This window comes from Solidesulfovibrio alcoholivorans DSM 5433 (genome assembly GCF_000702665.1).
In the GTDB taxonomy this organism is placed as follows: Bacteria; Desulfobacterota; Desulfovibrionia; order Desulfovibrionales; family Desulfovibrionaceae; genus Solidesulfovibrio; species Solidesulfovibrio alcoholivorans.
In genome coordinates, this window is the sequence record NZ_JNJA01000003.1 from 276,704 (window position 1) to 302,642 (window position 25,939).

Consider the following 25,939-nt stretch of genomic DNA (forward strand, 5'->3'; position numbering starts at 1 on the left):
TGGGCGAGGCGGGAGAATAAAGGATCATGCCCGTCCATTACCACAGCGCACGGCGATATGCACGGCCCACCGCCGTAATGCCACCCGATGAAACCGTACCGTCACGCGGAAGGCAACGGCGCGCCAAGCGACAGCACGGCCGCGGCGTATCCCGCGCGCAGCGCCTCCATGTAGGCCGCGTCCACGGGGCCCTTCCAGGTCTCGATTTCCGCGAAGCGTTTGGGAATGCGCGTGGCAAGCGGATCGTATCCCGTGGCGATCTTCAGTCTCCAACGCGCCCGGCGGGCGTTTTCCGCTGCCGTATCGATGCCGGCCGCGAGCTCCCCATGCCCGAGGCAGGACAGGGCCGCGGCGACGACCTCGGGCTTGTAGACCTCGCGGGCGAACAGGCAGGCCACGAGGCAGGTCAAAAGCACGCGCTCGCGCTCGTCGTCCACGAGGAATTTGACCACCGCGTCCACGTCCTTCTCCTTGTGTTTCTGGTCGTAGGAATAGGCCCCGGTGTCCAGGTGGGAATGGCGGAAGGACACGGTCTGGGAGGCGAAATAGGTCTCGCCCGTGGCGTAGCCGGCCATCTCCTGGCCGAGCACGCAGGCGAAGTCCTCGCCGCCGTACTGTCTGGCCGCGACAAGCGCCCCCTGTCCCAGGGCGGCGTAGAAGTCGTTGACCTTGTGGCCAAGCAGCCACATCGCCCGCTTGAAAGCGGCCGCGTCGCCGAAGGCAAGCTTCACCTCGGTCTCTTTTTCGGAAACGAGTCCCTTTTGCGTGGCTTCCACGGCCCAGGCCAGGGCCACGCCGGCGGAGATGATGTCCAGGCCCTGGCGGTCGGCCACGTCGTTTATCGCCAGCACCTCGCTCGGGTCGGTGACGCCGAGCATGGGGCCGGCGGCGAAGTTGGGCTCGTGGTCGTAGGCCACCTGGTGGATGGCGAAGCGGTGGGAAGCGGAGAACATCTCGCGCACCATGCCGACGTGGATGCAGCCCACGGGACAGCCGGCGCAGGCGGCGTTGTGCATGAGCAGCTTTTCCGCGAACGCCTCGCCGGAGATCTTGTCCGCCTCCGGGTCGGTGGTCGCGGCCAGATTGCGCCAGGGCAGGGATTTGAGGGCGTTTAGGGGCAGCACGTTGGCCGGCGTGCCGAGGTTGTGGTATTTCTCCATCATCCCCGACGCGGTAACCTTGTCGTGGATTTCCTTAAACAACTTCGGATAGGCCTTGTCCTCGGGGAGCGCCAGGTCGCCGTCGCCCATGACGACGAGCGCCTTGCAGTTTTTCGCGCCCATGACGGCGCCCGCGCCGAGGCGGCCGAAGTGGCGGTAGGTGTCCACGTTGATGCAGGCGTAGGCACTGCCGTTTTCCCCTGCCGGGCCGATGCGCATGATGCTGCGGTGGCCCGAGGCGCCGGCGGCGATCTTGCGCAGGAGCTTGCCCGTGGTGAAGACGTCCGCGCCGCGCAGGTAGTGGACGTCGAGGAGCTCGATGCGCCGCGCCCCCACGACGAGCGTGGACAGGCGCGCGGCCTTGCCCGTGACGACCAGCGCGTCGAAGCCGGCGAAGCGCAGGGCCAGGGCCGAGCGGCCGCCGGCGTGGGATTCGGCGTAGTTGCCGTTGTAGGGCGACTTGAAGCCGCACACGGTCTTGCTCATGAGCGGAAAGTAGCCCGTGGCCGGGCCGATGGCGAAGATGAGCGGCTGGCCGGGATCGAACGGCGGGGCCGTGGGCAGGCCGTATTTCTCGAAAAGCAGCGCCGCCAGCCCCGAACCGCCGATGTATTGCCCGCGCCCGGGCACAAGGACGATGTCGCCGCGCCTGGCGGAAAGATCATAGACGAGGACGCGGAACAGGTCGGGGTCGTTATTTTTCGGCGACATTGCAGCTCTCCAGGCAGGGCGCGGCCGGGGCGGCGGCTTCCACCAGCTCCAGGCAGTCGTGGGGGCAAAAGGGGATGCACTGGCCGCAGTGGATGCACACGCTGGGGTTTCCGGCGGCGTCGAGGTTGATCGCCTCCACCGGGCAGGCGGCCGCGCATTTGCCGCACTGCACGCACAGGGATTTTTTGAGCAGCACCCCGCCGCCGGATTTGCGCGGGCTCATGGCGCCCGTGGGGCAGGCGGCGGCGCATGGGGCTGGGTCGCAGGCCAGGCAGAGCACGGCCTGGAACCCGCTGGAGACGCCGCCCGTGGAGCGGATGCGGATGCCTGCGGTGTTCCAGGAAAAATTTTTATACACAAGCCTGGCGCAGGCCAGGGAACAGGAGTGGCAGCCGATGCAGCGCTCCATCCGCAGGGCGCGATGGACTTTCATGAACAGGGCTCCTTCGGCCTTGCGGCCAAAAAAGACATAATGGTTCCGGGGAATTCCGATCCTCACTGTGGCAGACACGGAGCATCGGGTCAACCGTGACCGGACCACTTGCCGTGCAAAGGTTTTTTGCGCGGGCGGGCCAGGGATTCCTTGACCCGTCCCCGGAATCCGCCTATACCCCTTCTTCCTAACGGGGGCGTAGCTCATCTGGGAGAGCGATGCGTTCGCAACGCATAGGTAGTGGGTTCAAGTCCCATCGCCTCCACCAAGAAAATCAGGGCCTTGCGGCTATTTGCCGCAAGGCCCATTTTCTTTTTGCCGCTCTAATCGCTCAAGATGCGGCTGGCGTTTTTCTATAAAACACGCTGTAGCCCTCGTTACCGAACGCCTCCTCCCAATCCGGCAGGCAGCGCATGTTCTCCCAGGCCTTCTCCGATTTTTTGAGCACCACGATGTCCGCGCCGTATTTGTCGAGGAATGCGCCGGTATCGCTTTTGCCGTTTACGAAAGCGAAATAGGCGTCGGTATAGGCGTCGTCGTAGACCGTCTCGTAGCGGCCATCCATGCCGATTTTAAACGACGGCGGCAGCTCCCACAGCAAATACTCGCCCCAGGCGAACTGCGGCATGATCCGGCCCGCGCACTTCGTAGCCAGGATGTGGCGCAGGCCGTCCACAGGATAATACATGAATCCGGCTCCCGGGTCGTGGGCGGCAATGTCCGTAACCACGATGCGCGCAATGCCCCGCCGCCAAAGCGCAGCCCCCTGCCACACGCCATAGCCCAGGGCCGCCAGGGCCAGACACGACAAAACCGCACGGCGAAACGGCGCAAGCCGCACGGCCAGCCGCGCCGCATACGCATCCAGATAGGCCGGCACATACAAGACGATGGCCAGGCACAGATAGGTCAGCATGCGCACGGACTTGGCCGCGGCGAAAAGGAACCCGAACAGCATGAGCAGCGAAACCGCCTCGCGCCTGCCCTTGCCCAGCATCGCGGCGGCCACGACGATAAGCGTCAGCGTCGCGAAAAAGACGCCGAAGCCCGGATTGCCCCGGACGAAATGAAAAATGCTTTGCCACTCCAGGATGTCCGGCCGGGAATGGCCCCAGGCGTAGAGGAAGAATTTCCACACCGCCGGCCCGTAGGGCGTGACGCACGAGGCGGCGAAACAGCCGAGCGTCACGGCGGCATAGCGCGCGGCAAGGCCCCGTTCGCCGTTTAAAAACGAACCCACGCCGTACGCGCCAAGCGCGAGAAACCCCACCGCCACCTCGCCGTGCAGATTGGCCCAGAAGGCGAACAAAGGAAGCAGCCACAACCCGTACGTGAACCGTTTGCGTCGGCACAACTCCAGCACCAGTACCGTGACGGCGAAGAACAGGTGGGAAAAGACCTTGGCCCGCACGGGACTCGCATTCATGGTGAAGACGGGCATGACGTAGAGGATGGCGCAGTACGCCGTGGCCTGCCGCCCGCCCCGGCGCACGGCCACGCGCACAAGGGGCGCAAGCGTCGCCAGGAGCGCGGCGTACTTGAGCCATTGCAGGAATTCGAGACCGAAATACGCCACGGCCTTGTAATAAAGCACCCCGAGCAGCCACTCGTGGTAGACCCAGGCGTCCTTGACGGGCGTGAAGGCAAAGACGTCCTTGTAGGGAAAGCCGCCCTCCCAGAAAAGCCGGCCAAAGGCGAGATAGCCCCAGAGGTCCGGGTCGGCGTTCATCCTGGCCGTGCGGGAAAGGAGGTACACGCCAAGCGCCGCCCACAGGACACACCAGAACGCCTTGCCCGTCCATCCGCCGCCGCCCCGCGCAGTCGTCGCCGCCATCGCCATCCCCTTTCGCGACCCGCTCCCGGACGCGCCTGCGTTCAATCCCGTCCGCTTCCCGGCAATCCGCCACACCGGGGCCGTTCAAACGCCTTGCCTTTTTCCGCGGCGCGGGACAAGCGCCCCTGCCCCCAACCGGCCGTCGGAGCGGGAATTCCCGGCCAGCCATTGCCCCTTATGCCGCTTTGGTGCATAGATACGAAAAAACGTACGCAACGAGGTCGCCTTGCCCCCATCCGCCCGCGCACTGCTCGCCCGTCTGGCCCCGGATTTTCCCGCCCGGCACGTGGGGGAAATCCATACCGACACCACGGAATTCATGCGCATCGGCCACGGCGACGTCATCGCCCTGGGCGAGCGCCATTTCCTGGTGCTGCGCGACGAAGCCGAGCGCCGTTTCGGCATGGAAGACCCGAAATTCTGGGTCAAACGCTGCCGCGACCTGGAAACAGGGGAACGCCGCCTCGTCAAGCTCGTGTTCCACGAATCCTTTCCCATGACCATCGGATCCATGGTCGTCACCTGCACGCGCAGCCCGCGCAAGGAATCGCGCATCCTCGACCTCGTGCGCGGCGACGACCGTTTCATGCAGGGCGAAACCATCCCCGATACGGCGGGCAACCCCGTGCGCATCCTCGACGTGGTGCCGGGCAAGCGGCTGGACGAAAAAATCGAGGCCCTGGAAATGCCCCACCGGGACTATTTCTTCGAACTCTTCCCGGAGGTGCTCACGCACTTCATCGAGGCCTGCCAGGCCATCGCCTGGCTGCACGCGCACAACGAAAAGCACGGCGACGTCCGCCGCGACCATCTCTACGTGCGCTACGACTCCGGGACCTATACCTGGATCGATTTCGACTACACCTTCGATTTCCAGGACAGCCCGTTCGGCCTGGACCTCTTTGGCCTGGGCAACATCATCCAATTCCTCGTCGGCATGGGGCAGCACACCACGCAGTCCGTCTCGCCGGAAGTCCGCGCGCGCATCACGACGGAAGACTGCTCCATCATGTTTCCCAACCGCATCGTCAACCTGCGCAAGCTCTTCCCCTACGTGCCGGAAGCGCTCAACAACGTGCTGCTGCGCTTTTCCATGGCGGCCAACGTCTTTTACGACGCCACGCCCGACCTCATCCGCGACCTGGAACGGGCGCTCGACGCCGTGCGCGGCCAGCGCTGACCCCTCGCCAAACGGAGCGGCCATGAACACCGAAAAAATCCTGATCGCCTTCGACGGCTCGGAAAACTCCCGGCGCGCCGTGGCCTACACCGCGGCCATGACCGGCGTGGGGCCGCAACGCCATGTGACCGTGGCGGCCATCGAGCGGCCGCCGGACCGCGACCTGTTTCCCGACGACGCGTCCTGGAAGGAGGAATGCGCGCACCGCGTGACGCTCACCCACAAGGCCCTGGCCGACGCCCGCGACATGCTGCTCGCCGCGGGCCTCCCGCCCGCCTGGGTGGAGACGCGGTTCGTGGAAAGCTGCCGTTCGCCGCTACGCGAATCGCGCGAGTGCAGCATCGGCACGAGCATCGCCCTGGAAATCCTGCGCCTGGCCGACGAAGGCGACTACGGCACGGTGGTCGTCGGCCGCCGCGGCGTGTCCAAGCAGGAGGAATTCCTCTTCGGCAGCGTCTCGACCAAGATCATCCAGGCGGCCAAGGGCTTGGCCGTATGGGTCGTGGCCTGACGTATTTTTGAGGTGGCGCGGCCTAGGCCGCGCCACCCGTCATCTGTCGCGCCAGGCGCAACGCCGCCCGCAGGCTGCCGGTATCCGCCTGTCCCGTGCCGACGAGCGCGAAGGCCGTGCCGTGGCCGACGGAGGTGCGCACGAAGGGCAGGCCCAGGGTGACGTTCACCGTTTCGCGAAAGTGCAGCATCTTGAGCGGCGGCAGTCCCTGGTCGTGGTACATGGCCAGGATGGCGGAAAATTCGCCCCCCACCGCCCGGTGAAAGACCGTATCCGCCGGCAGCGGCCCCATGGCGCGTATCCCCTTGGCCACGGCGGCCGCCACGGCCGGGCGCACCACGGCCTCGTCCTCGCTCCCGAGCAACCCGCCCTCCCCGGCATGGGGATTGAGCCCGCACACGGCGATGGGCTTGTCCGTCAGGCCCAGGCGCTTCACGTAGTCCCAGGTGAGCGCCAGGCACAGCGCCACGCGGTCGTAGGTGACGAGCGACGGCACCCGGGCCAGGGGCGGATGCGTGGTGACGAGGCTGACCCGCAGCACCGGTCCGCACAGGTGCATGCACACCCCGGACGGCCCCACGCCCGAGCGTTCGGCCAAAAACTCCGTATGCCCCGGAAAGGCGAAACCGGCTGCGTTGAGCGCCGCCTTGGAGAGCGGCCCCGTGACGAGGCCCCAGTCGGGATGACGGGCGAGGATCGCCGTGGCGTATTCCAGGGATTCGCCGGCGGCGAGCCCTCCGGCCGGGGTTTCCTTGCCGGGCGTGACCGGCAGCCCGTCCAGGCGCGGCGGCGTCAGCAGATAGACGCCGGGCGGCGAGGCCGCCAGGGCGTCGGGGTTGTCGGCGGGAAGCGGCGTCCAGAACCTGGGCAGGGAAAGGCGCTCGCAGTGGGCGACAAGGGCCGCTTCGGGGCCGATGAGCCCAAGGCGCAACGACGCGCGGCATTGGGGTTCCTCCGAAAGAAGGCGGCAGACCAGTTCCGGGCCGATGCCGTTGGCGTCGCCGAGGGTCAGGAGCAAAGGGGGAGCGGGAGGAGCGGCGATTGGAGTCATGGAATACTGCTTTTGTTGCGCTAATGCTGGTTAATACGAAAAAGAAAGCCTGTCCTTTGAGCGGTGGTCAGTCGGCCCGGGCGGGCTTTGGGCGCGGCGGGAGGCGTATTCTTCAAATATGCGCCTCCCAGCGCTTCCCTATTCCGGCGTAAACGCGACGGCGGCGAGCGGGGGCAGGGTCAGGGACAGGTAATGGGGCCAGCCGCCGACGGTGGCGGGTTTGGCCATGACGCCTCCGCCGTTGCCGCTGTCCGTGCCGCCGAAGAACGCCGAATCGGAATTGAAGATTTCCTTCCAGAATCCGGGGACGCGGCAGCCCACGGTATAGTCTTCGCGGATGATGGGCGTGAAGTTGAAGGCCCAGAGAATTTGCGAGCCATCCGGGGCCTTGCGCAGGAAGGTGATGACGGAGGAAGCGTAATCCGAGAGATCGACCCACTCGAAGCCGGTCCAGTCGTTGTCGCGGACGTGCATGGCCGGGAAGGCCTTGTGCAGGGCGTTGAGCGAGCGCACGAGGGACATGGCGCCCTGGTGGGGCGGAAATTCCGTCAGCACCCAGTCGAGGGGCTCATGGGAATTCCACTCCTTCCACTGGCCGAACTCGCAGCCCATGAAGACGAGTTTTTTGCCGGGGTGCGCCCACATGTAGGAGAGGAAAAGGCGCAGGTTGGCCATCTGCTGCCACTGGTCGCCCGGCATCTTGGAGATGAGCGCGCCCTTGCCGTGGGTGACCTCGTCGTGTGAAAGCGGCAGGACGAAGTTCTCATGGAAGGCGTAGAGCATGGAAAAGGTGAGCTGATTCTGGTGGTAGGAACGAAACACCGGATCCTTGGTGAAATAGTCCAGGGTGTCGTTCATCCAGCCCATGTTCCACTTGAAGGTGAACCCGAGGCCCCCGGTGTAGACCGGGCGGGAGACGCCGGCCCAGGAGGTGGATTCCTCGGCGATCATGGCCGCGCCGGGGAAATGCTCGTGCACCACGACGTTGAGGTCGCGCAGGAAGTCGATGGCGTCGATGTTTTCCTTGCCGCCGTACTTGTTGGGAATCCACTCCCCTTCATTGCGCGAGTAGTCGAGGTAGAGCATGCTGGCCACGGCGTCGATGCGGATGCCGTCGATGTGGAATTCCTTGAACCAGTAGAGGGCGTTGGCGAGGAGGAAGTTGCGCACCTCGTGGCGGCCGTAGTTGAAAACGTAGGTGCCCCAGTCGGGGTGTTCGCCCTGGCGCGGGTCTTCGTGCTCGAAGAGCCCGGTGCCGTCGAAGCGGCCCAGGCACCAGGAGTCCTTGGGGAAATGCCCGGGCACCCAATCGAGGATGACGCCGATGCCGGCCTGGTGGCAGGCGTCGATCAGGAAGCGCAGGTCCTCGGGCGTGCCGAAGCGCGAGGTCGGGGCGAAATAATGCCCGGTCTGGTAGCCCCAGGACTCGTCCAGGGGATGCTCGGCCAGGGGCATGAATTCGATGTGGGTGAAACCCAGGTCCCTGACGTAGGGCACGAGCTGCTCGGCCATGTCGCGGTAGGTATAAAACGAGCCGTAATCCTTGGTCTTCCAGCGCCAGGAACCGGCATGGACCTCGTAGACGGAAACGGCGTCGTCAAGCGGAAGATCGTGCGCCCGGCGCGCGTCCATCCAGGCTGCGTCGTTCCACTGGTAGGCGTCGAGGCTCCAGGCGCAGGCAGCCACGCCCGGCCGCATCTCGGCGAAAAAGGCGAACGGGTCGGTCTTTTCCACCGTATTGCCGTCTTTTTGCACCACGGAGAACTTGTAGAGCGCGCCCTGGGCGATGCCCGGAACGTATCCGGCCCAGATGCCCGACGCGGCCACGGGATAGAGCTTGTGCAGCTCCGGCGTCCAGCCGTTGAAGTCGCCGACCACGGAAACGCCTTTGGCGTTGGGGGCCCAGACCGCGAAGCGGTAGCCCGGGCCTTCGGGGCCGTCATGGGGATGCGCGCCGAGCACGCGGTAGAGGTCCCAGTGCTGGCCCTGGCCGAAGAGGTAGATGTCAAGTTCGCCGATGTCCACGGGCAGGCATGGCGTTTGGGGCTTTTTGAGGGCGGTCGCTGACATGACGGACTCCTTTGTGGTCGCCTCGATCACTGCCGGTAAGGCAAGGCGGCGACGATTCCGGGCCGGTTGTGCGACAAGAGCGCCGCAAGCGGCCGCAGGTCGCCAACACGGGCCATGCGGGTCGGCGTGCGGCGGTCCGGGAGCCTCATGTCGCGTCCTCGAAGAAGGCTTCCGCTTTTTCGAGGACAAAAGTTTCGAACACTTCTTCTTCGCTAAGAAAGACTACCCTATTTTTTAAGGGACACAACACTAGATGTCCGCGCCAAGCTCCCGGTAGAGGCTGATGTAGTTCTTGGCCGCCTTTTCCCAGGAATAATCCGCGCGCATGGCGCGCCGGACCATGCCGCGCCAGGCTTCCGGTTGCCGCCACATCTCCAGGGCGTCAAGGATGGCCCGGAAGAACAGCTCGGGATCGGGCTCGCGGAAGGTGAATCCCGTGGCCTCGGGGTCGGGCCAGGAGACGATGGTGTCGCGCAGCCCGCCAACGGCCGTGGCCACGGGCGGCGTGCCGAAACGCAGGGCGTACATCTGCGTGAGCCCGCAGGGCTCGTAGCGCGAGGGCATGAGGAAGATGTCCGACCCGGCCTGGATGCGGTGGGCAAGGTCCTCGGTGTAGCCGATGCGCACCACGAGGCGGCCGGGGTAGTTTTCCATCATGTCGAGGAGCACGGCCTCGTAGTCCAGGCTGCCTTCGCCGAGGACCACCACGGCCACGTCCTGTTCCATGAGCCTCGGCATGATGTCGATGAGCAGATCGACGCCCTTCTGGTCGCGGATGCGGCCGATGAAGCCGAGGATGGGCCGCTTGAAGAAACGGCGGTCGAGGCCGAGTTCGGCCACGAGGTTGCGCCGGCAGAGGTCCTTGCCGGACAGGTCGTCGGCGCTGTAGGCGCTCGGCAGGTAGCGGTCGTTGATGGGGTCCCAAACGGTGTAGTCCGCGCCGTTTAAAATGCCGCGCAGCTGCGCCGAGCGCTTGGACAGAATGCCCTCCAGGCCGCAGCCGAACTGGGGATAGAGGATCTCCAAGGCGTAGGTGGGGCTCACCGTGGTGACGATGTCGGAATAGGCGATGCCGGCCTTGAGCAGGTTGAAATCGCCCCAGAATTCGGCCCCGTCCATGTTCCAGGCCTCGCGCGGCAGCCCGGAATCCCAGAAGAGCCGCGAAGCGAACCGGCCCTGGAACGCCAGGTTGTGGATGGTCATGACGGTCTTGGTGTTGCGCCAAAACGGCGCTTCCGGGCGCAAAAAGCGCAGATAGGCCGGCACCAGCGCCGCCTGCCAGTCATGGGCGTGGACGATGGCCGGCGCGCCGTCCAGGCGGCTGGCCCAGGCCATGGTCGCCCGGCAGAAGAAGATGAAGCGCTCGCAGTTGTCGAAATAATCGCCGTCGTGGGTATTGTAATAGAAACGGCGGTCGAAGTATTCGCCGCGCTGCACGAAATACACCGGCACGTCGTCGCAGGTGGCGGTGTAGATGTCCGCCGTGATGGGGGCCCAGGGATAGCCGACGCGGCATTTGGAATAGATCAGCCGCAACTGGTGGTCGCTCGTGTTGAGCCGGCCGTAATACGGTGCGATCAAGGCGACATTGACGCCCTGCCGCTTGAGTTCTTTGGGCAACGCGCCCATGACGTCGCCAAGACCGCCGGTCTTGGAAAAAGGGTACATCTCCGAAGCGACAAAGAGGACCTTGTGATGGAACTTCATCGCGCTCCTCGGCCTGGCCGGTTGCGTTCTCGAGCCCGAAGCCGCCCGTTTCCCGTGACGGCGTGCGGCGTTGCCGCGCATGCGCGGACAAAGCGCCGCTTGCCCTCCGCCGCCCGAAACAGTAAGCACACCATGGCGGCAAACGGATCAGATTTTATACTTTCCAATTAACATCGCATAATCGTTGACAATGCGTTCGTGATCGAAGCAGAGGGGGCTGGGCCATTGGCCTATGGGGAAGACGTCGACTTCCTTGGCGTCGTCGCCGGCGGCCAGTTCGTCCGGGTCGAGGGCCTGGGCGATGTAGACCACGCTCATGGTGTGCTGCCGGGGATCGCGGGCGGGATCGGAATACACGCCCAAGAGTCCGGTCAACTCCACGGTGAGGCCCGTTTCCTCCTTGGCCTCCCGGATGGCGGCCTTCTCGGCGGGTTCGCCGTAATCCACGAAGCCCCCGGGCAAGGCCCAGCCGAAGGGTTCGTTGAGGCGTTTGACGAAGACCACGCCGCGCCCCGGAATATGGATGAGCGCGTCCACCGTGGGCACGGGATTGCGGTAGTGGACCACGGGCTGGCCGCAATGGGGGCAGGGTTTGGTAAGGGCCATGTGTCGTCGGCTCCCGGACGGGCCCAAGGCGTCGTCCCATCTTGCGGCCCGCCGGTCGGGCGCGCTGGGAAAGAGGCCTCAAGCGTTTATAAAAATACGTCTTTTCTTATCCGTGAGACTACGCGAAATGCAGCCCCCTGACAAGATCGTTTTGGAACATGCCGGAGCCCTTGGAGATTTTCTTCTGGCCTGGCCTTTTTTTCTTTCCGTTTCGCGCCATTTCCCGGCAGTCCCCGCCTGCTGGGCCGCGCCGCCGTCCCATGGCCGCTGGCTCGCCCCCCTGGCCGCGCCCTGTCCGCCGGAACTCCGCCGCGCCCTGGACGCGCGTTTCGCGGGCGACGCCTGGCCCAAGGAACTCGAAAACGCATGGGTTTTCCGGCCGGGGCTGGCCGCGCGGCCGGCGCTGCCTCCCTGGGAGGGGTTCCGCTTCGTCCCCGGCGTCGTGCCGGGGCGCGACGTTTCGCCCCTGGCCCTGTACCGCGAAGCCCTTGGCGGCTGGGGCATCCCCTTTGCGGAGGATTACCGGGAGGCGTTCCAGGGGTATTTCGGCGGGCATGCCCCGACGGGCGATGCGGCGCTCCTCTTTCCCGGGGCCGGGCACATGGACAAGGCCTGGCCGCTGGCCCTTTGGCAGCATCTGGCGCGGTTGTTACGGGAATATGGCGTGCGCCCCGTTTTCGTCATCGGCCCGGTCGAACGGGACCGGGGCCTCGTGCCGCAGGCAGGGGAAATCCTCGAACCGGAGGACCTCGAAGCGTTGTCAAAAGCCCTGCGCGGTTGCCGCTTCGTGGTCGGGCCGGACTGCGGCCCCATGCACCTCGCCGGCCTGCACGGCGTGCCGGGGGTGTCGCTTTTCGGCCCGACGTCGCCGCGACAGTGGGGACCGGCCGGCCTGGAGATCCTCCGCGCCAGCCTGCCCTGCGCGCCCTGCACGGCGGTGACGTCCGGAGAATTCGCCCCGGGCTGCGCCAGGCCCCTGCCCTGCATGGTGCGCATCGCGCCCGAGGACGTGCTCGCCCGCCTACGGCGCGCAGGGCTCGTACCCGGCCGCCCGTAACGCCGCAAGGGGCGTTGCGCCCTCGCGAAAAATCGCAAGCCGCCGCCCGCCGGCAAGCCCCGCCACGGTGGACGCCTGGCCGCCGCCGGGCGCCGGCCCCGCGGCGACCACGCCGTCCGCCGCCGCAACCACCGCGGGGTCGAGCGTTTCCAGCGTCGCCGCCGGCGGGAACCCGCTCACATTGGCGCTCGTGGCGACCACCGCTCCGCCCGCCAGACGGCACAAGGCCGCCGCCGCCGGATGCGGCGTAAAACGCAGCGAAACATAGCCCCGCGCGTCCTTGACCAGAACGGGCAAATCCTCCCGGCACGGCACGACGAGCGAAAGCGGTCCGGGCCAGAAGCGCGCGGCCAGCGCCTCGAAATCCGCGCCCAGCGGGCCGTCCAGGAACCCTTCGCGCAACACGCCCGCAAGCTGCCCCATCTCCCCCACGAGCAGCGGCAAGGGCTTGGTCGCCGGCCGGGCCTTGATCGCCACGACGCGCGCAAGCGCCGCCGCCTCGGTCGCCAGCGCGCCCAGGGCGAAAAACGTCTCGGTCGGGTAGACCACGCAGCCCCCGGCGCGAAGTGCCCGGGCCGCCGTGGAGAGGTCGATGTGGAGCATGGGTGAAAAATGCCTCCGGTGGCCAGGAGGGACGCTGTCCCTCCTGGACCTCCCGCATGGGGGAAATTCAACCACAAAGAGCGGCCGATGGACTTTTGGCCGGTGTTTCCGTAGTGCGGAAGGCAGCCTACCACCATCGCAACCAAGGGAAAAGGACCGCCATGCCGTCCGCGACCGGTTTCATGCCCCTGCCCGCCCTGCCCGTTCCCTCCCCGGAATTCTTGCCCGCCATCCTGGACGCCCTGCCCCTCTGGGCCCTGACGAGCGAGCAAAAGGAACTGCGCCTGTCCCTGTGCCGCATCCTCCTCGGCCAGGGCAACGCCGACTGCCTGGCCGCCGCACAGGGACTGCTTGCCCTGGCGTTTGCGGAAACCCCCTTCGACGCGGCAAACCTCGCCCTGCTCGAGGAGACACAGCGCAACCACCCCTTCCTGCCGTCCCGGGCCGCGGCCACGACACGTCTGGTCCGGGCGGCCATGCACCACGCGCCGACGGACATCCCCTTCGAACAGATCAGGGCCAGCGGCGACGCCGACCTCGTCGCGCGCTACCTGGAAGTGGCCGCCAAGGACAAAAGCCACGCCCTGGGCCGGCTCGCCCCGGCTTTCGGCAGCCTGTGCCGCCTGCCGGACGCAGGCCTCGCCGCGGCCCTTCTCGACGGCTTCGCCGGGAGCATCCCGCCCCCCCTTTTCGCCCGCCTCGCCGCCGAACTGGCCGTGCTGCGCCTGCCCCCGGAAACCGCCCTCGAAAAACTCGCCGCCCTCGACCCGGATGCCTGGGGCCTTTACGCCGCCATCGCCGCATCGCACTGCCTGGAACGCCTGGGGCGCAGGGGCGAAGCGCTCGCCGCCTGCCTCGGCGCGTGGCGCGCCCTGCCCCAGCACGGCAACCTGACGCTTCGCGCCTTCGCGCTGTCGCGCCCCCGGACCGCGCCGCCCGTCCCGCATCCCGGCGAAGCGGCCGTGTGCCTCTACTCCATGAACAAGGCTGAGCTGTTCCGGGAATGCCTCACCCACCTGGCCGCAACCGACCTCGGCGGCGCGCTCGTCGCGGCGCTCGACAACGGCTCCAGCGACCATACGGCCGACGTCCTGCGCGACGTGGCCCCGCTTTTCCCCGCAGGCCGCTTCCTGCACGTCGCCCTTCCCGTCAACATCGGCGCGCCCGGCGCGCGCAACTGGCTGCTCGCCCTGCCCGAAGTCGCCGCTTGCCGCAACGTCGCCTTCCTCGACGACGACGCCTTCCCCGAACCCGACTGGCTCGCCCGGCTCCTGCAAACCGGCCGCGACCACCCCGACGCCGGAGCCATCGGCTGCGCCATTGTGGACAAGGACGCGCCAAACGACCACCAGTCCGCCGACTTCAACCTCTTCCCGCCGCGGACAGGCGAACAAAGCCTGCCCGAAACCAACGAACGCCTCTTCGTCTGCGAACCCTGCCGGGGCGCGCCGGACCTCGGCCTCTACGCCTACTCCCGCCCCTGTCTGTCCGTTTCCGGCTGCTGCCACCTGCTGCCGCGCGCCTCCCTCGACGCCGTCGGCGGCTTCGACATCCGCTTCAACCCCACCCAGTTCGACGACCTCGACCGCGACATCCGCGCCTTCCTCGCCGACCGCCCCGCCGTCTATGACGGCACCGTCCGCGTCGCCCACAAACAGGGCTCGAGCCTCGCCATGGCGCAGAACATGGCGCAAGTCGCCCACATCATGGGCAACAAGATCAAACTCGAACACAAGGTTTCCGACGCCGACGCCGAGCGCCTCTGGCGCGGCAATTTGGAGTCGCTACGGGAGGATTTGAGGGGGAAGTACTCGGAAGTGCGGCGAATCAATGAGGGGATGGAGCAGGGAGAGAGTGCGAGAAGGAATGGAGGGATGAAGGGATGAAGATGCCTCCGGCAGCCAGGAGGGGGTGACCCCCTCCTGGACCTCCTCGATAGGGGATTGGGGAAGCGGGTGGAAGCGCGGTCGTGGGCGGGAGTGCGTCGGCTGAACGCCCTAGAAAAAAACTTAAGGAAAAATTTTAAAATGCGGCGCTTCGCCGCTGGCGCCCGTGGTCGCGGAAAGAGGGGCAACGTGCTGACCGGCGTTGCGGCCTTCGGGTTGCCCCTCTTTCCGCGACCACAGCCCCCGACGCACCGCCCACCGGCCGTCCTCCCACCCGCTTACCGTCTCCCCGCCCAGGGGGTCCTGGGGGGATGATCCCCCCAGGCCCGGAGGCATCTTCCTCCGATCCGACAGTCCTCCCGCACCGGCACCCGTTACAGAATCTGCTCCAGGAACTTCTGCGTGCGCGGGTGCTTGGGGCTGGTGAAAAACTCCGCGGGCGTGGCCACCTCGAGAATCTGCCCTTCGTCCATGAACACGATGCGGTCCGCCACTTCCCGGGCGAAGCCCATTTCGTGGGTGACGCAGACCATGGTCATGCCCTCGCGCGCCAGGCGCACCATGACGTCGAGGACCTCGCCGATCATCTCCGGGTCCAGCGCTGAGGTCGGCTCGTCGAAGAGCATGATTTTGGGGTTCATGGCCAGGGCCCGGGCGATGGCCACGCGTTGCTGCTGGCCGCCCGAGAGCTTGGCAGGAAAGACGTCGGCCTTTTCCAGGATGCCGACCTTGTCCAGGAGCTTGCGGGCCAGGGCGTCGGCCTCGTCCTTGGACATGCCCTTGAGCTTGATCGGCGCGAGGGTCACGTTTTGCAGCACGGTCTTGTGCGGGAAGAGGTTGAAGCTCTGGAAGACCATGCCCACTTCCATGCGCACTTTGTTGATGTCGATGGAGCGGTCGTCGAGATCGAAGCCGTCCACCACGATCTTGCCCCGGCTGATGTCCTCGAGCCGGTTGATCGTGCGCAGCAGCGTGGATTTGCCCGAGCCGCTCGGCCCGATGATGACGACCTTTTCGCCGGTGGCCACGTCGAGGCTGACATTGGTCAGCGCAGCCACCTCGTCGAAGAACTTGCTGACGTCCGTGATGCGGATGATGGGATTATCGTTTGACATGGTGGGACAGACGCTCCTCCATGATGCTGACGAGTTTGGACAGGATCAGGGTAATGATGAGGTAGATCACGGCGACCATGGTGAACGTCTCGAAGTACTCGAAGGATTCCGAGGCGTATTCCCGGCCGCGGCGCAGCAGGTCGGCCACGCCCAGGATGGACACCAGCGAGGTGTCCTTGAGCAGGGCGATGAATTCGTTGCCCACGGGAGGCAGGATGGTGCGCCAAGCCTGCGGCAGGATGACGTAATACATGGTCTGGGCGCGGTTGAACCCGAGCGAGCGCGCCGCCTCGGTCTGGCCCACGGGGATGGCGGTGATGCCGGCCCGGAAGACCTCGCCCATGTACGCGCCGTAGCACACGCTCATGGAGATGACCGCGGCGAGCAGGTCCGGCACGTGCACGACGCGGCCCAGGGCGTAGTAGATGTAGAAGAGCTGGACGAGCAGGGGCACGCCGCGCACGATCTCCACGTAGGTGGAGGCGACGAGGTTGATGTACTTGTTGCGGGAAATGCGGCCGAGTCCGGTGATGAGGCCGAACAGCAGGGCCAGGGCGATGGAGCAGACGGTGACCTGGAAGGTGACCAGGATGCCGTCGGGCACGAACTTGAAAATACGCAGGTAGGGGTCGGGCTTGAAATACAGCAGGCAGGCCAGGACGATCACGGCCCCGGCGAATGACAAGCGCCAAGCCGAAACGAGGCCCTTGTCGGAGGATTTGGGGATAGCCGCGCCGTCGCCGACGTCTATGACAATGTTGCCGTCATCGACAGGAGTCTTGCATTGCTTGGTCATGAGCCTGTTCCACGAAACGACGTCCGCCGGCCCGGGCCGGCGGACGTCATGAAGTCTTAGGGAGTGGCGCTATTTGCCGCCGCCGATCCACTTGGCAAGCAACTGCTTGTCGATGCCCTTTTCCTGCACGGCCTTGATGCCCTTGTTGATGAGCTCCAGGTCTTCCTTGTTCCCCTTCTGCAGCGCGATGCCGTAGTACTCGTCGCCGGCTTCGATGATGCACGCGATCTTGAGCGCGCCCTTGTACTTATCGTTTTGCAGGGCGTACTGCGCCGCGACCGGGTCGTCGCAGACCACGCCGTCGATGCGGCCGTTGTAGAGGTCTTCAAAGGCCAGGCCGACTTCGTCATACGACTTGTCCTTGACGCCCTCGGCCTTCTTGATGGCGAAGTGGCCGGTGGTGCTGATCTGCGCGCCAAGGGTCTTGCCCTTCATGTCGTCGATGCACTTGGCCGCGGACTTGACCGGAATGACCAGGGCCTGGCGCACCTTGAAATAGGGAGTGGAGAACTCCATGGTCTTTTTGCGTTCGTCCGTGATGGACACCGAGGAGCAGATGGCGTTGTACTTGCCGGCGGCCAGGCCCGCGAAGATGCCGTCCCAGGCCACGGCCTTGAACTCGGGGGTGAAGCCGGCTTCCTTGCCGGCGGCCTTCATGTAGTCGATGGCGTAGCCGGTGATCTGCTTGTCGGCGTTGACGAACTCCATGGGCGGCCAGGTGGCGTCCGTGGCGAAGATGATGGTTTTCGCCAGGGTGGGGGAGGCCGTCAAGGCGACGAGGGCCAGGGACAGGACGAGTTTTTTGACCACGGAAGACTCCTTTGTGGGTGTGCAAAAAAGTGTGGGGACAGCCCCCTTCGAGCCCGGGAAGCGTTCGCACTTTTGTGGCTGAAACGTCACAAAAATTCAAGGGCATCGGGGCGCAAATGCGCTTGCTCCGGCGAATTTCCTAAGCCCGCGCGGCATCCCAAAATTGGCAAAATTCGCCAAGCTTTTTCAGGTTTTCCGCAAAATCCGCCCGTCCGAAACCGATGCGGAACCGCTCCGGCCACTGCGCGCCGTAGAGCCTGCCCGGCAACAGCAGCAGCCCGGCCTCGTGAAGGGCGGCCCGGCAAAACGCGTCCGCGTCGCCGGAGACGAGGCCCGGAAAGGCGGTCAGGCCGCCGCGCGGCGGCACGAAATGGAACATGCCCGCGCGGGCGTGGAAAAAGTCCGCAAGCAGCGCGCGGTTGCGCCCGAGCAGCTCCCGCATGCGGCCAAGGATCGCCTCGCGCGCGCGAAGCGCGCATACGGCCAGGTACTCCGAGACCGCCGAGCCGCAGATGGAGAGGTAGTCCTTGATCGCGGCCATACGGGCGAGCTGCTCGCGGTCGCGGCAGGCCACCCAGCCGACGCGGAGCCCGGGCAGGCCGAAGGATTTGGACATGACGCCAAGGGAGACCGCGCGCTCGTCCAGGTCGCAGGCCGCAGGCAGCGGCGCGACCCCTTCGGCCTCGGAAAAACGGTAAACCTCGTCGGAAAACACCCTGGCCCCGTGTTCCCGGGCCATTTCGAGCATGGACGCGAACACCTCGGGCGCGGGCATGTATCCCGTGGGGTTGTGCGGGAAATTGAGCACCAGAGCCCTGCTTCGCCCCCCGAGCAGCGCCCCGAGTTCGGCCATGTCCGGGGCGAATCCCCAGGCCGGGTCGCACAGCCAGGCGGACGCATGCGCGCCAAGGCCCACGGCCACGTCGGTCAGGGACTGGTAGCAGGGCGTGGGCACGACGACGGCGTCACCCGGGGCGAGCGTGGCCGCCATGAAGGTGTAGATGGCTTCCTCGGCCCCGACATGAACCAGGACGTCGTCCGGGGAAATGGTTTCGTAGAGCCCGGCGATGGCCTCGCGCAGCTCGGGAGCGCCCCGGGAATCGGTGTAGCCCAGGCGCAGACGGGAAAGCCCGGCCTCGGCCCCGGGCACGAGCGCGAACAGGTCGGCCACGGACAAGGTCTCGCCGTCGGAGGCGCAAAGCAGCCGCGGCGCGGTGAATTCATGTTCGGCGAAAAAGCGTTCCAGGCGAAAAGGGGGGAGTTGCACGGCGATTGCCTTCCTTGTGCCTTGGGGATAGTGTTGCTCACGGGAAAAAGCGGGCATACCGATGAATTTTTCTCCCGGCAAGCTGCTTTTGTTCCGGGGGCTCGTATTGGCCTGCGCGGGCGCGCTCATGCTCCTGGCGGACCGCCCGGGGCTCTGGCGCGACCTGTGGCAACGCCTGCCGCCGGGACGTCTTCCCAGCGACGTGCGCATCGAACGCGAAGGATTTTCGGTTTGCATTCCCTGGGTCACATGCCTCGTCATCAGCATCGTCCTGTCCTTGCGGGCCTCCTGGTTCCGGAAATGACGCCCCGTATCCGTCACCGCGCCGACATTGTCGCCCCGCGCGAATTGTGCTAGCCCTGCCCTCCTATGCCATTCGACATCTCCCAGGCGCTTCGCACCAACAAGACCCTCGCCATCTGGGCCGCCTTTTTCGGCCTGGTCTGGCTCATCAATTATTACGGCCTGTTCGGACTGGTTTTCATCACCTACATCCTCTGCTTTCTCTTCAGCGGCCCCATCGAGGCCCTGGCGAGACGTACGAAGCTCCCCCGCACGCTGTGGGCCGTGGTGATCTACCTCGTCTTCGTGGCCCTGGTGCTGCTGCTCGTGTCCTCGGTGTTGCCCAAGCTCGGGGCCGAATCCTCCTCCTTCCTCAAGAAACTGCCCGACACCCTGGAAACCCTGCGCAAGCACCTCGACCAATGGGCCTGGCTCGCGCCGGACATGGCAGCGCCCATCTCCAAGGTGAAGGATTACCTCACCCTGGAAGCCCTGGTCGGCGTCAAGACCGAGACGCTTTTCACCCTGGCCGTCAACTCGCTCAACCAGATCTCCATCTACGTCTCCACGTTTCTCCTGGGCACGCTGTTCAGCTTCCTCATCATGCTCGACTTGCCCAACCTGCGCGCCAAGACCATCGCGCTTCGCGACTCGCGCCTGCGCGACATCTACGACGTCACCGCCCGCAGCGTGGTGCGCTTCGCCGTGGTCGTGGGCATGGGCTTTCGGGCGCAGATGATGATCGCCGGCGTCAATACCGTGTTCACGGCCGTGGGCATGTACCTCCTCGGCATCGAACCCGTCATCCTGCTGTCCACGGTGGTCTTTTTCTGCGGGCTCATCCCCGTGCTCGGCACCTTCATCTCCTCGGCGCCCATCGTGCTCGTCGCGGTCAACACCACCGGCCCCGGGCATGCGTTGTGGGCCATCGTCATGATCATCATCGTGCACACCATCGAAACCTACGTGCTCAATCCCCGCATCGTGGCCGCCATGTTCAAGATCAGCCCCCTGGTCACCCTCATGATCCTCTACGTCGGCCACAAACTCTTCGGCCTGTGGGGCATGGTCCTCGGCGTGCCGGTTTCCGTGTTCCTCTACCGCCATGTCATCCTCGGCAACGACTTCCACCTGTGCCGACCCGGCGAATCGATGACGGACTGCCTGCGGCGCGATCCGCAACCCACAGACGCAACAAAGGAATGAGGTTTTGGGACGCGCAGTGCATCTTGTCGCGGCCGTGCTGACGGCCACGTGCCTTCTCGTTGCGCCGCACGCGGCGCAGGCCGGCCTGGAGGAAGGGGTCAAAGCCTACCGCGAAGGCGATTACGCCAGGGCCCTGGAGGAATTCCTGCCCGTGGCCGCCGCCGGGGACGCCACCGTGCAAAACCAGGTGGCCGCCATGTACTATACCGGCCAGGGAACGCCCCAGGAATTCGCCAAGGCGGCGGAGTGGTTCAAGAAATCCGCTTCTCTCGGCAACGCCGACGGCCAGTACTGCCTGGGCAAGCTCTACTACTACGGCCAGGGCGTGCCCCAGAACTTCGGCGACGCCGCCAAACTGCTCACCGACGCCGGCCTCGCCGGCAAGGGCGGCGCGCAATACCTTCTCGCCACGCTCTACCTCTACGGCAAGGGCGTCTCCAAAAACACCGTCAAAGCCTACTTCTGGTCCATCCTGGCCGTCGCCGCGCCGGACCTGCCCGCCGAAGACAAAACCGCCGCCACCTCCCTGCGCGACCAGATCGAAGCCATGCTCGCCCCGCGCCAGGTCGAATCGATCCAGACCATGGCCAGGAACTGGTCGCCGCGCCGCAAGTGACGCGGAGCGGCACCGGGAGGCGGAAGTTCTTATTTTCCGTCCAGTTCACCCACGTGGCGCAGGGCCGCGTAGAGCACGACGGAGGCGGCGTTGGCGAGGTTGAGGCTGCGCACCTGCCCCCATATGGGGATGCGCACGAGGGCGTGGGCCGCCTCCAGCAGGTGTTCGGGCAGTCCCCTGCTCTCCGTGCCGAAGACAAGCGCGTCGTCGCGGCCGTACTCCAATTGGTGGTAGGACGCGGCCGCATGCCCCCGGTTGCCGGCGGTTGCGGCCACGACGCGGGAGCCTTGCCGTGCCGCCCTGAAGTCGGCGAAGGACTCCCACACCGTCAGGTTCACGTGGGGCCAGTAGTCGAGCCCGGCGCGCTTGAGGTAGCGGTCCTCCAGGGAAAAACCCAGGGGTTTGACGAGGTGCAGGGGCGTTTTGGTCGCGGCGCAAAGCCGGGCAACGCTGCCCGTGTTCTGGGGAATCTCGGGCTCGTAGAGCACGACTTCGATCACGCAGTCTCCCGGGTGTAGGGCATATCCTTGCGGTAGACCGTGCCCTGGAACGCGGCCACGGCTTCGCCGGCGTCGTTGGTGATGGTGATGGCGTAGGTCCCCATCTTGCCGCCGAGCGACACCTCGCGGGCCTCGGCGAAAAGCGTCTTGCCCTTGCCGGCCTTGACGTAGGAAATGGAGGCGGCCACGGCCAGGCTCAGCTTGCCGTGGGAGTTGGCGGCCACGGCGAAGGCCAGGTCGGCCAGGGTGAAGACGGCCCCGCCATGGGCGATGCCGGCGCCATTTTTGAGCTGGTCCGTCAGATCCATGGCCGTCTTGGCGTAGCCCGGCCCGGCTTCGAGGAGGCGGATGCCGAGCAGGCCGGCAAAGGCGTCGCGGTCGAGAAACCACTGCATGTCCATGGCGATTCCTTTTTTTGCACAGGGGGAGAAACCCGGGGAGAAAACTCCCGGCGGCAGGATTTGTCAAGCCGGCGGATTGTCGGTATGGCCAAGAGCATCCCAGCTCACGGGGAACGCCATGCGAAAACGCCTCTGCCTCGCTTTTCTGCTTTGCGGCGTGCTGCTGTCCCTTGCCGGCGGCACCGCTGCCCTGGCTGCGCCGCAGGGTCCAGCCGACCTCAACCGCTCCATCGAGACCGCGCGCAAGACCATTGCCGACTACGAACGCATCCTCGGTGCTTACGACGTGGAGATGCGGGCCACTGTGGCCAACGACCCGGCCTCGGCGCGCCGCCGCGAGGAGATCCGCATCCTCAAACAGCACTACGTGCGCGAGATCGAGACGCTCAAGGCGAAAATCGTAAACGACTACCGGCAGATCCAGGAGTACCGCGCGCGTGGTGTCCAGTGAGGGAAGCAGGAACCGCCAAATGAAAACGCCCCGCCTGAGCGGAGCGTTTTTTTTGGGGTCGGTGGTGGGCGATCGGGGATTTGAACCCCGGACTTCCACCGTGTGAAGATGGCACTCTAACCGCTGAGTTAATCGCCCGTCGAAGAATGTATGTGGACCGACCTGTTTTGGCAAGACTTTTTTGAGGCAAACGGGTAAAAAGATGTCCGTTGGCCCGAACGGCAAACGTAACCACCCAGACTAAAAGGAAAATATACTGATGCGACTGCTCGTGACCGGCGGATGCGGCTTCATCGGCTCCAACTTCATCCGCGACATGCTGGCCCGCCACGACGACCTGACCATCGTCAACCTCGACGCCCTGACCTACGCCGGCAACCGCCAGAGCCTGGCCGACGTCGAGGCCGCCTACACCGGCCGCTACGTCTTTGTCCGGGGCGACATCGGCAACGCCGAACTGGCGCATTACCTGTTCGCCGCCCACGGCATCGAGGCCGTGGTCAACTTCGCGGCCGAAACCCATGTGGACCGCTCCATCAGCGACGCCGCGCCGTTTATCGCCACCAACGTGGCCGGCACGCAGACCCTGCTCGACGCGGCCCGCTCAGGCGGCGTGCGCCGCTTCGTCCACGTCTCCACCGACGAGGTCTACGGCACGCTCGGGCCGGAAGGGAAATTTCGCGAGGACACGCCGCTGGCCCCCAACAGCCCCTACTCGGCCAGCAAGGCCGGGGCCGACATGCTCGTGCGCGCCGCCTACGAAACCTACGGCTACGACACGGTCATCACCCGCTGCTCCAACAACTACGGCCCCTACCAGTTCCCGGAAAAGCTCATCCCCCTCATGTTCTCCCGGGCCGCGGCCGACGAGCCCCTGCCCGTCTACGGCGACGGCCTGAACGTGCGCGACTGGATCTTCGTCACGGACCACTGCCGCGGCGTGGAGCTGGCCCTGCTCAAGGGCAAGGCCGGCGAAGTCTACAACTTCGGCGGTGACGCGGAAAAACCCAACATCGAGGTCGTGCGCACGCTTCTGGCCGCCCTCGGCAAGCCCGAAAGCCTCATCCGCTTCGTGACCGACCGCCCCGGCCACGACCGCCGCTACGCCATGGACTTCACCAAGGCCGCCCGCGAACTGGGCTTCGCCCCGTCCTACGACTTCGCGCGCGGGATCGCCGAAACCGTGCAGTGGTACCGCGACAACGGCGCATGGCTCGAGAGCGTCAAGTCCGGGGCCTACCGCCAGTTCATGGACAGCTGGTACGGAGCGCGGGCATGACCGCCGCCAGCGCCGAAAAAGGCCGCGCCATCGTCCTTGGCGGCAAGACCGGGCTGCTCGGCCGCCCACTGACCGCCGCCCTCCTCGCCTCGGGGTTCGCGGTCTCGCCCACCACGCGCGGCGAACTCGACCCCTTCGACGCCGCCGCCGTGGCGCGCGCCATCGAGGCTTTTGGCGCAACGCACCTGTTCAACACCGTGGCCTACACCGCCGTGGACGCGGCCGAGGACGACGCGGACGAAGCCTACCGCCTCAACCGCGACCTGCCGGGGCTGCTCGCCCGGGCCTGCGACGCGGCCAAGGTCATGTTCGTGCATTACAGCACGGATTTCGTCTTTGGCGGCGACGCGGACAAGCCGTATACGGAAGAAGACCCGACCGACCCGCGCTCGGTCTACGGCGCGAGCAAGCTGGCCGGGGAAAAGGCGATCCTGGAGGCCGGGGCGCTCAAGTACCAGATCCTGCGCACGGCCTGGCTGTTCGGACCGGGAAAGAAGAACTTCGTGGACACCATCCTGAACCTCGCCCGGACGCGGGAGGAACTCAAGGTGGTGTCCGATCAGGTCGGCTCGCCCACCTGCACCCTAGATCTGGCCGGCTGGTCGGCGGACCTCGCCGCGACCGGAAAGACCGGCGTCTTCCACGCCGTGGGCTCGGGCCGCGCCAACTGGTGCGAGCTGGCCGCCGAAGCCGTGATCGCGGCCGGCATCCACTGCCGGGTGCTGCCCATCCCCTCCGCGGCGTATCCGCAGAAAGCCTGGCGGCCGCGCTATTCGGTGCTGTCGAACGCCAAACTGGCCGAAGCCATCGGCCGCACGCCCAGACCTTGGGTGCAAAGTCTACGGGAATACGTCTATTCGCAGGCGCAGGCGCACACCAGCGACTGATCGGGGCTGGCGGGCAGGGCGAAGCAGAACGCGGCGCCCTGCCCGGGCTCGCTTTCCACCCAGATGCGCCCGCCGTGGGCCACGGCGATGCCTTCGGCGATGGCAAGCCCCAGGCCCAGGCTTTTCTCCCCGGCGGTGGGCCGGGCGGAGAGGCGCTCGAAGGGCTTGAAAAGGCGCACGCGCTCTTCGGGCAGGATGCCCGGCCCCTGGTCCCGCACCCGCACCACGGCTTCGTTGCCGAGCAGACGCAGGTCCACCCGGACCTGCGAGCGGGGCGGCGAAAACTTCACGGCGTTGGACAGCAGATTGTCGAGCAGTCTGGCGAGCAGGTCGGGGTCGAAGGGCAGGGGCGGAATCTGCTCCACCTCGGTCCCGATGGTGATGCCCTTGCCCGAGGCCGTGGCCTCGGCCAGGCGCACACGCTCCATGACGATGCCGTCCAGGCAGGCGATGGTCAGCGCCGGTTCCAGGCGGCCCGTCTCCAGGCGCGTGAGGTCCTGCATGTTGGAGGCCAGCGAGCACAGCCGCCGGCCGGCCTGGCTGATGACCGCCGCCATCTCGCGCACCTCGCCGCCGACCTGGCCGCAGATGCCGTCGAGGATCAGGTTGGCCGCGCCCACGATGCCGCCGGCCGGGCTCTTGAGGTCGTGGGCGAGCATGGACAGAAACATGCGGCGCAGCCTTTCCAGGCGCTTGATCTCGAGCATGCGCTCCACGGCCTCGACGCCGTGCAGCACGCGGCAATAGAGTTCCTCGCGCTCGAAGGGCTTGTGCAGGTAATCGTCGCCGCCGTTTTTGAGAAATTCCGCCGAAATGGACCGGGGCGCCTTGCCCGAGACGCCGATGAGGCAGACTTCGCGGTTGCGAAAGCCCCGCCGGATGGCCCGCGTCAACTCCACGCCGTTGGTGCCCGGCATGTCGTAGTCCATGATGACGGCGGCGATATCCGGGCGCTGCCCGAGGATGCGCAGGGCCATGTCCGCGCCGGCAGCGGTGTGGACGCGGAACTGGTAGCGCCGCAGCAGGCCGCGCAGATGCCGGCGCATGAAGGCGGAATCCTCCACGATCAGGATGCGGCAGTGGCGGTTCTTGAGCAGCCGGCAGGCGAACTGCGCCACGCGTTCCGGCTCCTCCGGATCGGCCACCACGAAGTCGATGGCGTCGAGGGCTTCGGCTTGTTCGCGCAGTTGCGGGGAGTAGAGACTGCCGGCCGCCAGCCAGGGGACCTTCGCGGCGGCGGCGGCGGCGGCAAGGCGTGACACCACCTCGCCCGGCAGGTCCATGTCCACCACGCACAGCGCGCCGGCGGTCCCGGAGGCTCCGGTCAGAAGCGCCATCACGGCTTCGGGGTCGCCGGAGCGGACGGCGCCGGGAAGGGGGGAGCCGCCGCACTGCCGGACGAGCGCGGCAGCCAGGGCGGCATTGTCCGAAGCAAGGATGATGCGCGGGTCAGACATGGTGATACGGCGTCTCCCCTCTGGGATGGCAATCAAGTAACAGAGCCGGCCAGCCGTGGCAAT

At 66.2% G+C, this 25,939-nt stretch carries 26 protein-coding genes and 2 tRNA genes; 11 read left to right on the forward strand and 17 right to left on the reverse strand.

Annotated elements, in window-relative coordinates; genetic code table 11:
• Positions 1-101: 101 nt before the first annotated feature.
• Positions 102-1,871, reverse strand: a complete 1,770-nt coding sequence (locus Q368_RS0107335) for an aldehyde ferredoxin oxidoreductase N-terminal domain-containing protein (protein WP_029458529.1) — start codon at positions 1,869-1,871, stop codon at positions 102-104.
• Complete coding sequence (locus Q368_RS0107340) at positions 1,855-2,304, reverse strand: 4Fe-4S binding protein (protein WP_029458530.1); 450 nt, start codon at positions 2,302-2,304, stop codon at positions 1,855-1,857. The genes Q368_RS0107335 and Q368_RS0107340 overlap by 17 nt, the downstream gene beginning before the upstream one ends.
• Positions 2,305-2,496: 192 nt before the next feature.
• On the opposite strand from Q368_RS0107340, the gene Q368_RS0107345 reads away from it, so the two are divergent.
• A tRNA-Ala gene (locus tag Q368_RS0107345) sits at positions 2,497-2,572 on the forward strand.
• Between the two features lie 63 nt (positions 2,573-2,635).
• Here Q368_RS0107345 and Q368_RS0107350 read toward each other — a convergent pair.
• Positions 2,636-4,138 (reverse strand): hypothetical protein, encoded by a 1,503-nt coding sequence (locus Q368_RS0107350; protein ID WP_029458531.1) that lies wholly within the window; start codon positions 4,136-4,138, stop codon positions 2,636-2,638.
• A gap of 226 nt (positions 4,139-4,364) precedes the next feature.
• Here Q368_RS0107350 and Q368_RS0107355 point away from each other — a divergent pair, with 226 nt between their 5' ends.
• A complete protein-coding gene (locus Q368_RS0107355; protein ID WP_029458532.1) occupies positions 4,365-5,318 on the forward strand; it encodes a serine/threonine protein kinase in 954 nt (317 codons plus the stop codon).
• Between the two features lie 22 nt (positions 5,319-5,340).
• Complete coding sequence (locus Q368_RS0107360; RefSeq protein ID WP_029458533.1) at positions 5,341-5,829, forward strand: universal stress protein; 489 nt, start codon at positions 5,341-5,343, stop codon at positions 5,827-5,829.
• Between the two features lie 22 nt (positions 5,830-5,851).
• On the opposite strand, the gene pdxA is transcribed toward Q368_RS0107360, so the two are convergent.
• From pdxA to Q368_RS0107380, 5 genes are all read right to left on the reverse strand, one after another.
• Positions 5,852-6,880 carry a 4-hydroxythreonine-4-phosphate dehydrogenase PdxA gene (gene pdxA / locus Q368_RS0107365; protein ID WP_029458534.1) on the reverse strand — a complete coding sequence of 343 codons (1,029 nt, stop codon included), beginning with the start codon at positions 6,878-6,880 and terminating at the stop codon, positions 5,852-5,854.
• Positions 6,881-7,018: 138 nt separating this feature from the next.
• The gene (gene glgB, locus Q368_RS0107370) at positions 7,019-8,950 is read right to left on the reverse strand and encodes a 1,4-alpha-glucan branching protein GlgB (protein WP_029458535.1); all 1,932 of its coding nucleotides are present in this window, start codon (positions 8,948-8,950) and stop codon (positions 7,019-7,021) included.
• A 26-nt stretch (positions 8,951-8,976) separates the two neighbouring features.
• Positions 8,977-9,099 (reverse strand): hypothetical protein, encoded by a 123-nt coding sequence (locus tag Q368_RS27265; protein ID WP_281174618.1) that lies wholly within the window; start codon positions 9,097-9,099, stop codon positions 8,977-8,979.
• 100 nt (positions 9,100-9,199) lie between these two features.
• Positions 9,200-10,657, reverse strand: a complete 1,458-nt coding sequence (gene glgA, locus Q368_RS0107375) for a glycogen synthase GlgA (protein ID WP_029458536.1) — start codon at positions 10,655-10,657, stop codon at positions 9,200-9,202.
• A gap of 147 nt (positions 10,658-10,804) precedes the next feature.
• Positions 10,805-11,263 (reverse strand): NUDIX domain-containing protein, encoded by a 459-nt coding sequence (locus Q368_RS0107380; protein ID WP_029458537.1) that lies wholly within the window; start codon positions 11,261-11,263, stop codon positions 10,805-10,807.
• A 127-nt stretch (positions 11,264-11,390) separates the two neighbouring features.
• On the opposite strand from Q368_RS0107380, the gene Q368_RS0107385 reads away from it, so the two are divergent.
• Complete coding sequence (locus Q368_RS0107385) at positions 11,391-12,320, forward strand: glycosyltransferase family 9 protein (RefSeq protein WP_029458538.1); 930 nt, start codon at positions 11,391-11,393, stop codon at positions 12,318-12,320.
• Here Q368_RS0107385 and Q368_RS0107390 read toward each other — a convergent pair.
• Positions 12,285-12,923, reverse strand: a complete 639-nt coding sequence (locus tag Q368_RS0107390) for an L-threonylcarbamoyladenylate synthase (protein WP_029458539.1) — start codon at positions 12,921-12,923, stop codon at positions 12,285-12,287. The genes Q368_RS0107385 and Q368_RS0107390 overlap by 36 nt on opposite strands.
• Positions 12,924-13,084: 161 nt before the next feature.
• Here Q368_RS0107390 and Q368_RS0107395 point away from each other — a divergent pair, with 161 nt between their 5' ends.
• Positions 13,085-14,809, forward strand: a complete 1,725-nt coding sequence (locus tag Q368_RS0107395) for a glycosyltransferase family 2 protein (RefSeq protein WP_052360070.1) — start codon at positions 13,085-13,087, stop codon at positions 14,807-14,809.
• 374 nt (positions 14,810-15,183) lie between these two features.
• Here Q368_RS0107395 and Q368_RS0107400 read toward each other — a convergent pair whose 3' ends face one another.
• The 4 genes from Q368_RS0107400 to Q368_RS0107415 form a co-directional block, all read right to left on the reverse strand.
• Positions 15,184-15,924 (reverse strand): amino acid ABC transporter ATP-binding protein, encoded by a 741-nt coding sequence (locus Q368_RS0107400; protein WP_029458541.1) that lies wholly within the window; start codon positions 15,922-15,924, stop codon positions 15,184-15,186.
• Positions 15,911-16,720 carry an amino acid ABC transporter permease gene (locus tag Q368_RS0107405; protein ID WP_029458543.1) on the reverse strand — a complete coding sequence of 270 codons (810 nt, stop codon included), beginning with the start codon at positions 16,718-16,720 and terminating at the stop codon, positions 15,911-15,913. The genes Q368_RS0107400 and Q368_RS0107405 overlap by 14 nt, the downstream gene beginning before the upstream one ends.
• A 69-nt stretch (positions 16,721-16,789) precedes the next feature.
• Positions 16,790-17,530: a basic amino acid ABC transporter substrate-binding protein gene (locus Q368_RS0107410; RefSeq protein ID WP_029458544.1), complete on the reverse strand. Its 741-nt coding sequence runs from the start codon at positions 17,528-17,530 to the stop codon at positions 16,790-16,792.
• Between the two features lie 139 nt (positions 17,531-17,669).
• Entirely contained in the window at positions 17,670-18,797 is a 1,128-nt protein-coding gene (locus Q368_RS0107415; RefSeq protein WP_029458545.1) for a pyridoxal phosphate-dependent aminotransferase, read from the reverse strand.
• Positions 18,798-18,858: 61 nt separating this feature from the next.
• On the opposite strand from Q368_RS0107415, the gene Q368_RS0107420 reads away from it, so the two are divergent.
• The 3 genes from Q368_RS0107420 to Q368_RS23025 all read left to right on the forward strand — a co-directional run bounded on the left by Q368_RS0107420 (position 18,859) and on the right by Q368_RS23025 (position 20,901).
• Positions 18,859-19,101, forward strand: a complete 243-nt coding sequence (locus Q368_RS0107420; RefSeq protein ID WP_029458546.1) for a DUF2905 family protein — start codon at positions 18,859-18,861, stop codon at positions 19,099-19,101.
• A 65-nt stretch (positions 19,102-19,166) separates the two neighbouring features.
• The gene (locus Q368_RS0107425; protein WP_052360071.1) at positions 19,167-20,285 is read left to right on the forward strand and encodes an AI-2E family transporter; all 1,119 of its coding nucleotides are present in this window, start codon (positions 19,167-19,169) and stop codon (positions 20,283-20,285) included.
• 4 nt (positions 20,286-20,289) lie between these two features.
• Positions 20,290-20,901, forward strand: a complete 612-nt coding sequence (locus tag Q368_RS23025; RefSeq protein WP_052360072.1) for a tetratricopeptide repeat protein — start codon at positions 20,290-20,292, stop codon at positions 20,899-20,901.
• 29 nt (positions 20,902-20,930) lie between these two features.
• Here the strand turns inward: Q368_RS23025 and Q368_RS0107435 are convergent, their stop codons facing one another.
• Positions 20,931-21,401 carry a tRNA (cytidine(34)-2'-O)-methyltransferase gene (locus Q368_RS0107435; RefSeq protein ID WP_029458552.1) on the reverse strand — a complete coding sequence of 157 codons (471 nt, stop codon included), beginning with the start codon at positions 21,399-21,401 and terminating at the stop codon, positions 20,931-20,933.
• On the reverse strand, positions 21,398-21,802 hold the full coding sequence (locus tag Q368_RS0107440; RefSeq protein ID WP_029458553.1) for a PaaI family thioesterase: 405 nt from the start codon (positions 21,800-21,802) through the stop codon (positions 21,398-21,400). Before Q368_RS0107440 ends, Q368_RS0107435 begins: the two co-directional genes overlap by 4 nt.
• 118 nt (positions 21,803-21,920) lie before the next feature.
• Between Q368_RS0107440 and Q368_RS0107445 the strand changes: the two genes are divergently transcribed.
• On the forward strand, positions 21,921-22,253 hold the full coding sequence (locus Q368_RS0107445; protein WP_029458555.1) for a hypothetical protein: 333 nt from the start codon (positions 21,921-21,923) through the stop codon (positions 22,251-22,253).
• Between the two features lie 62 nt (positions 22,254-22,315).
• Here the strand turns inward: Q368_RS0107445 and Q368_RS0107450 are convergent.
• Positions 22,316-22,391, reverse strand: a tRNA-Val gene (locus Q368_RS0107450).
• Between the two features lie 121 nt (positions 22,392-22,512).
• Here Q368_RS0107450 and rfbB point away from each other — a divergent pair.
• Both rfbB and rfbD read left to right on the forward strand, forming a co-directional pair.
• Positions 22,513-23,532 (forward strand): dTDP-glucose 4,6-dehydratase, encoded by a 1,020-nt coding sequence (gene rfbB / locus Q368_RS0107455; protein WP_029458557.1) that lies wholly within the window; start codon positions 22,513-22,515, stop codon positions 23,530-23,532.
• The gene (gene rfbD / locus Q368_RS0107460) at positions 23,529-24,419 is read left to right on the forward strand and encodes a dTDP-4-dehydrorhamnose reductase (RefSeq protein WP_029458559.1); all 891 of its coding nucleotides are present in this window, start codon (positions 23,529-23,531) and stop codon (positions 24,417-24,419) included. Before rfbB ends, rfbD begins: the two co-directional genes overlap by 4 nt.
• Here rfbD and Q368_RS0107465 read toward each other — a convergent pair.
• On the reverse strand, positions 24,386-25,876 hold the full coding sequence (locus Q368_RS0107465; protein ID WP_029458561.1) for a hybrid sensor histidine kinase/response regulator: 1,491 nt from the start codon (positions 25,874-25,876) through the stop codon (positions 24,386-24,388). The two genes, rfbD and Q368_RS0107465, sit on opposite strands and share 34 nt — an antisense overlap.
• Between the last annotated feature and the right edge of the window lie 63 nt (positions 25,877-25,939).

Bases quoted from the DNA above. Each gene is read 5' to 3' on its own strand.
- Q368_RS0107335 (WP_029458529.1), bottom strand. From the start codon at position 1,871: ATGTCGCCGAAAAATAACGACCCCGACCTGTTCCGCGTCCTCGTCTAT.
- Q368_RS0107340 (WP_029458530.1), bottom strand. From the start codon at position 2,304: ATGAAAGTCCATCGCGCCCTGCGGATGGAGCGCTGCATCGGCTGCCAC.
- Q368_RS0107350 (WP_029458531.1), bottom strand. From the start codon at position 4,138: ATGGCGGCGACGACTGCGCGGGGCGGCGGCGGATGGACGGGCAAGGCG.
- Q368_RS0107360 (WP_029458533.1), top strand. From the start codon at position 5,341: ATGAACACCGAAAAAATCCTGATCGCCTTCGACGGCTCGGAAAACTCC.
- pdxA (WP_029458534.1), bottom strand. From the start codon at position 6,880: ATGACTCCAATCGCCGCTCCTCCCGCTCCCCCTTTGCTCCTGACCCTC.
- glgB (WP_029458535.1), bottom strand. From the start codon at position 8,950: ATGTCAGCGACCGCCCTCAAAAAGCCCCAAACGCCATGCCTGCCCGTG.
- Q368_RS27265 (WP_281174618.1), bottom strand. From the start codon at position 9,099: ATGAGGCTCCCGGACCGCCGCACGCCGACCCGCATGGCCCGTGTTGGC.
- glgA (WP_029458536.1), bottom strand. From the start codon at position 10,657: ATGAAGTTCCATCACAAGGTCCTCTTTGTCGCTTCGGAGATGTACCCT.
- Q368_RS0107380 (WP_029458537.1), bottom strand. From the start codon at position 11,263: ATGGCCCTTACCAAACCCTGCCCCCATTGCGGCCAGCCCGTGGTCCAC.
- Q368_RS0107385 (WP_029458538.1), top strand. From the start codon at position 11,391: ATGCAGCCCCCTGACAAGATCGTTTTGGAACATGCCGGAGCCCTTGGA.
- Q368_RS0107390 (WP_029458539.1), bottom strand. From the start codon at position 12,923: ATGCTCCACATCGACCTCTCCACGGCGGCCCGGGCACTTCGCGCCGGG.
- Q368_RS0107395 (WP_052360070.1), top strand. From the start codon at position 13,085: ATGCCGTCCGCGACCGGTTTCATGCCCCTGCCCGCCCTGCCCGTTCCC.
- Q368_RS0107400 (WP_029458541.1), bottom strand. From the start codon at position 15,924: ATGTCAAACGATAATCCCATCATCCGCATCACGGACGTCAGCAAGTTC.
- Q368_RS0107405 (WP_029458543.1), bottom strand. From the start codon at position 16,720: ATGACCAAGCAATGCAAGACTCCTGTCGATGACGGCAACATTGTCATA.
- Q368_RS0107420 (WP_029458546.1), top strand. From the start codon at position 18,859: ATGAATTTTTCTCCCGGCAAGCTGCTTTTGTTCCGGGGGCTCGTATTG.
- Q368_RS0107425 (WP_052360071.1), top strand. From the start codon at position 19,167: ATGCCATTCGACATCTCCCAGGCGCTTCGCACCAACAAGACCCTCGCC.
- Q368_RS0107440 (WP_029458553.1), bottom strand. From the start codon at position 21,802: ATGGACATGCAGTGGTTTCTCGACCGCGACGCCTTTGCCGGCCTGCTC.
- Q368_RS0107445 (WP_029458555.1), top strand. From the start codon at position 21,921: ATGCGAAAACGCCTCTGCCTCGCTTTTCTGCTTTGCGGCGTGCTGCTG.
- rfbB (WP_029458557.1), top strand. From the start codon at position 22,513: ATGCGACTGCTCGTGACCGGCGGATGCGGCTTCATCGGCTCCAACTTC.
- rfbD (WP_029458559.1), top strand. From the start codon at position 23,529: ATGACCGCCGCCAGCGCCGAAAAAGGCCGCGCCATCGTCCTTGGCGGC.
- Q368_RS0107465 (WP_029458561.1), bottom strand. From the start codon at position 25,876: ATGTCTGACCCGCGCATCATCCTTGCTTCGGACAATGCCGCCCTGGCT.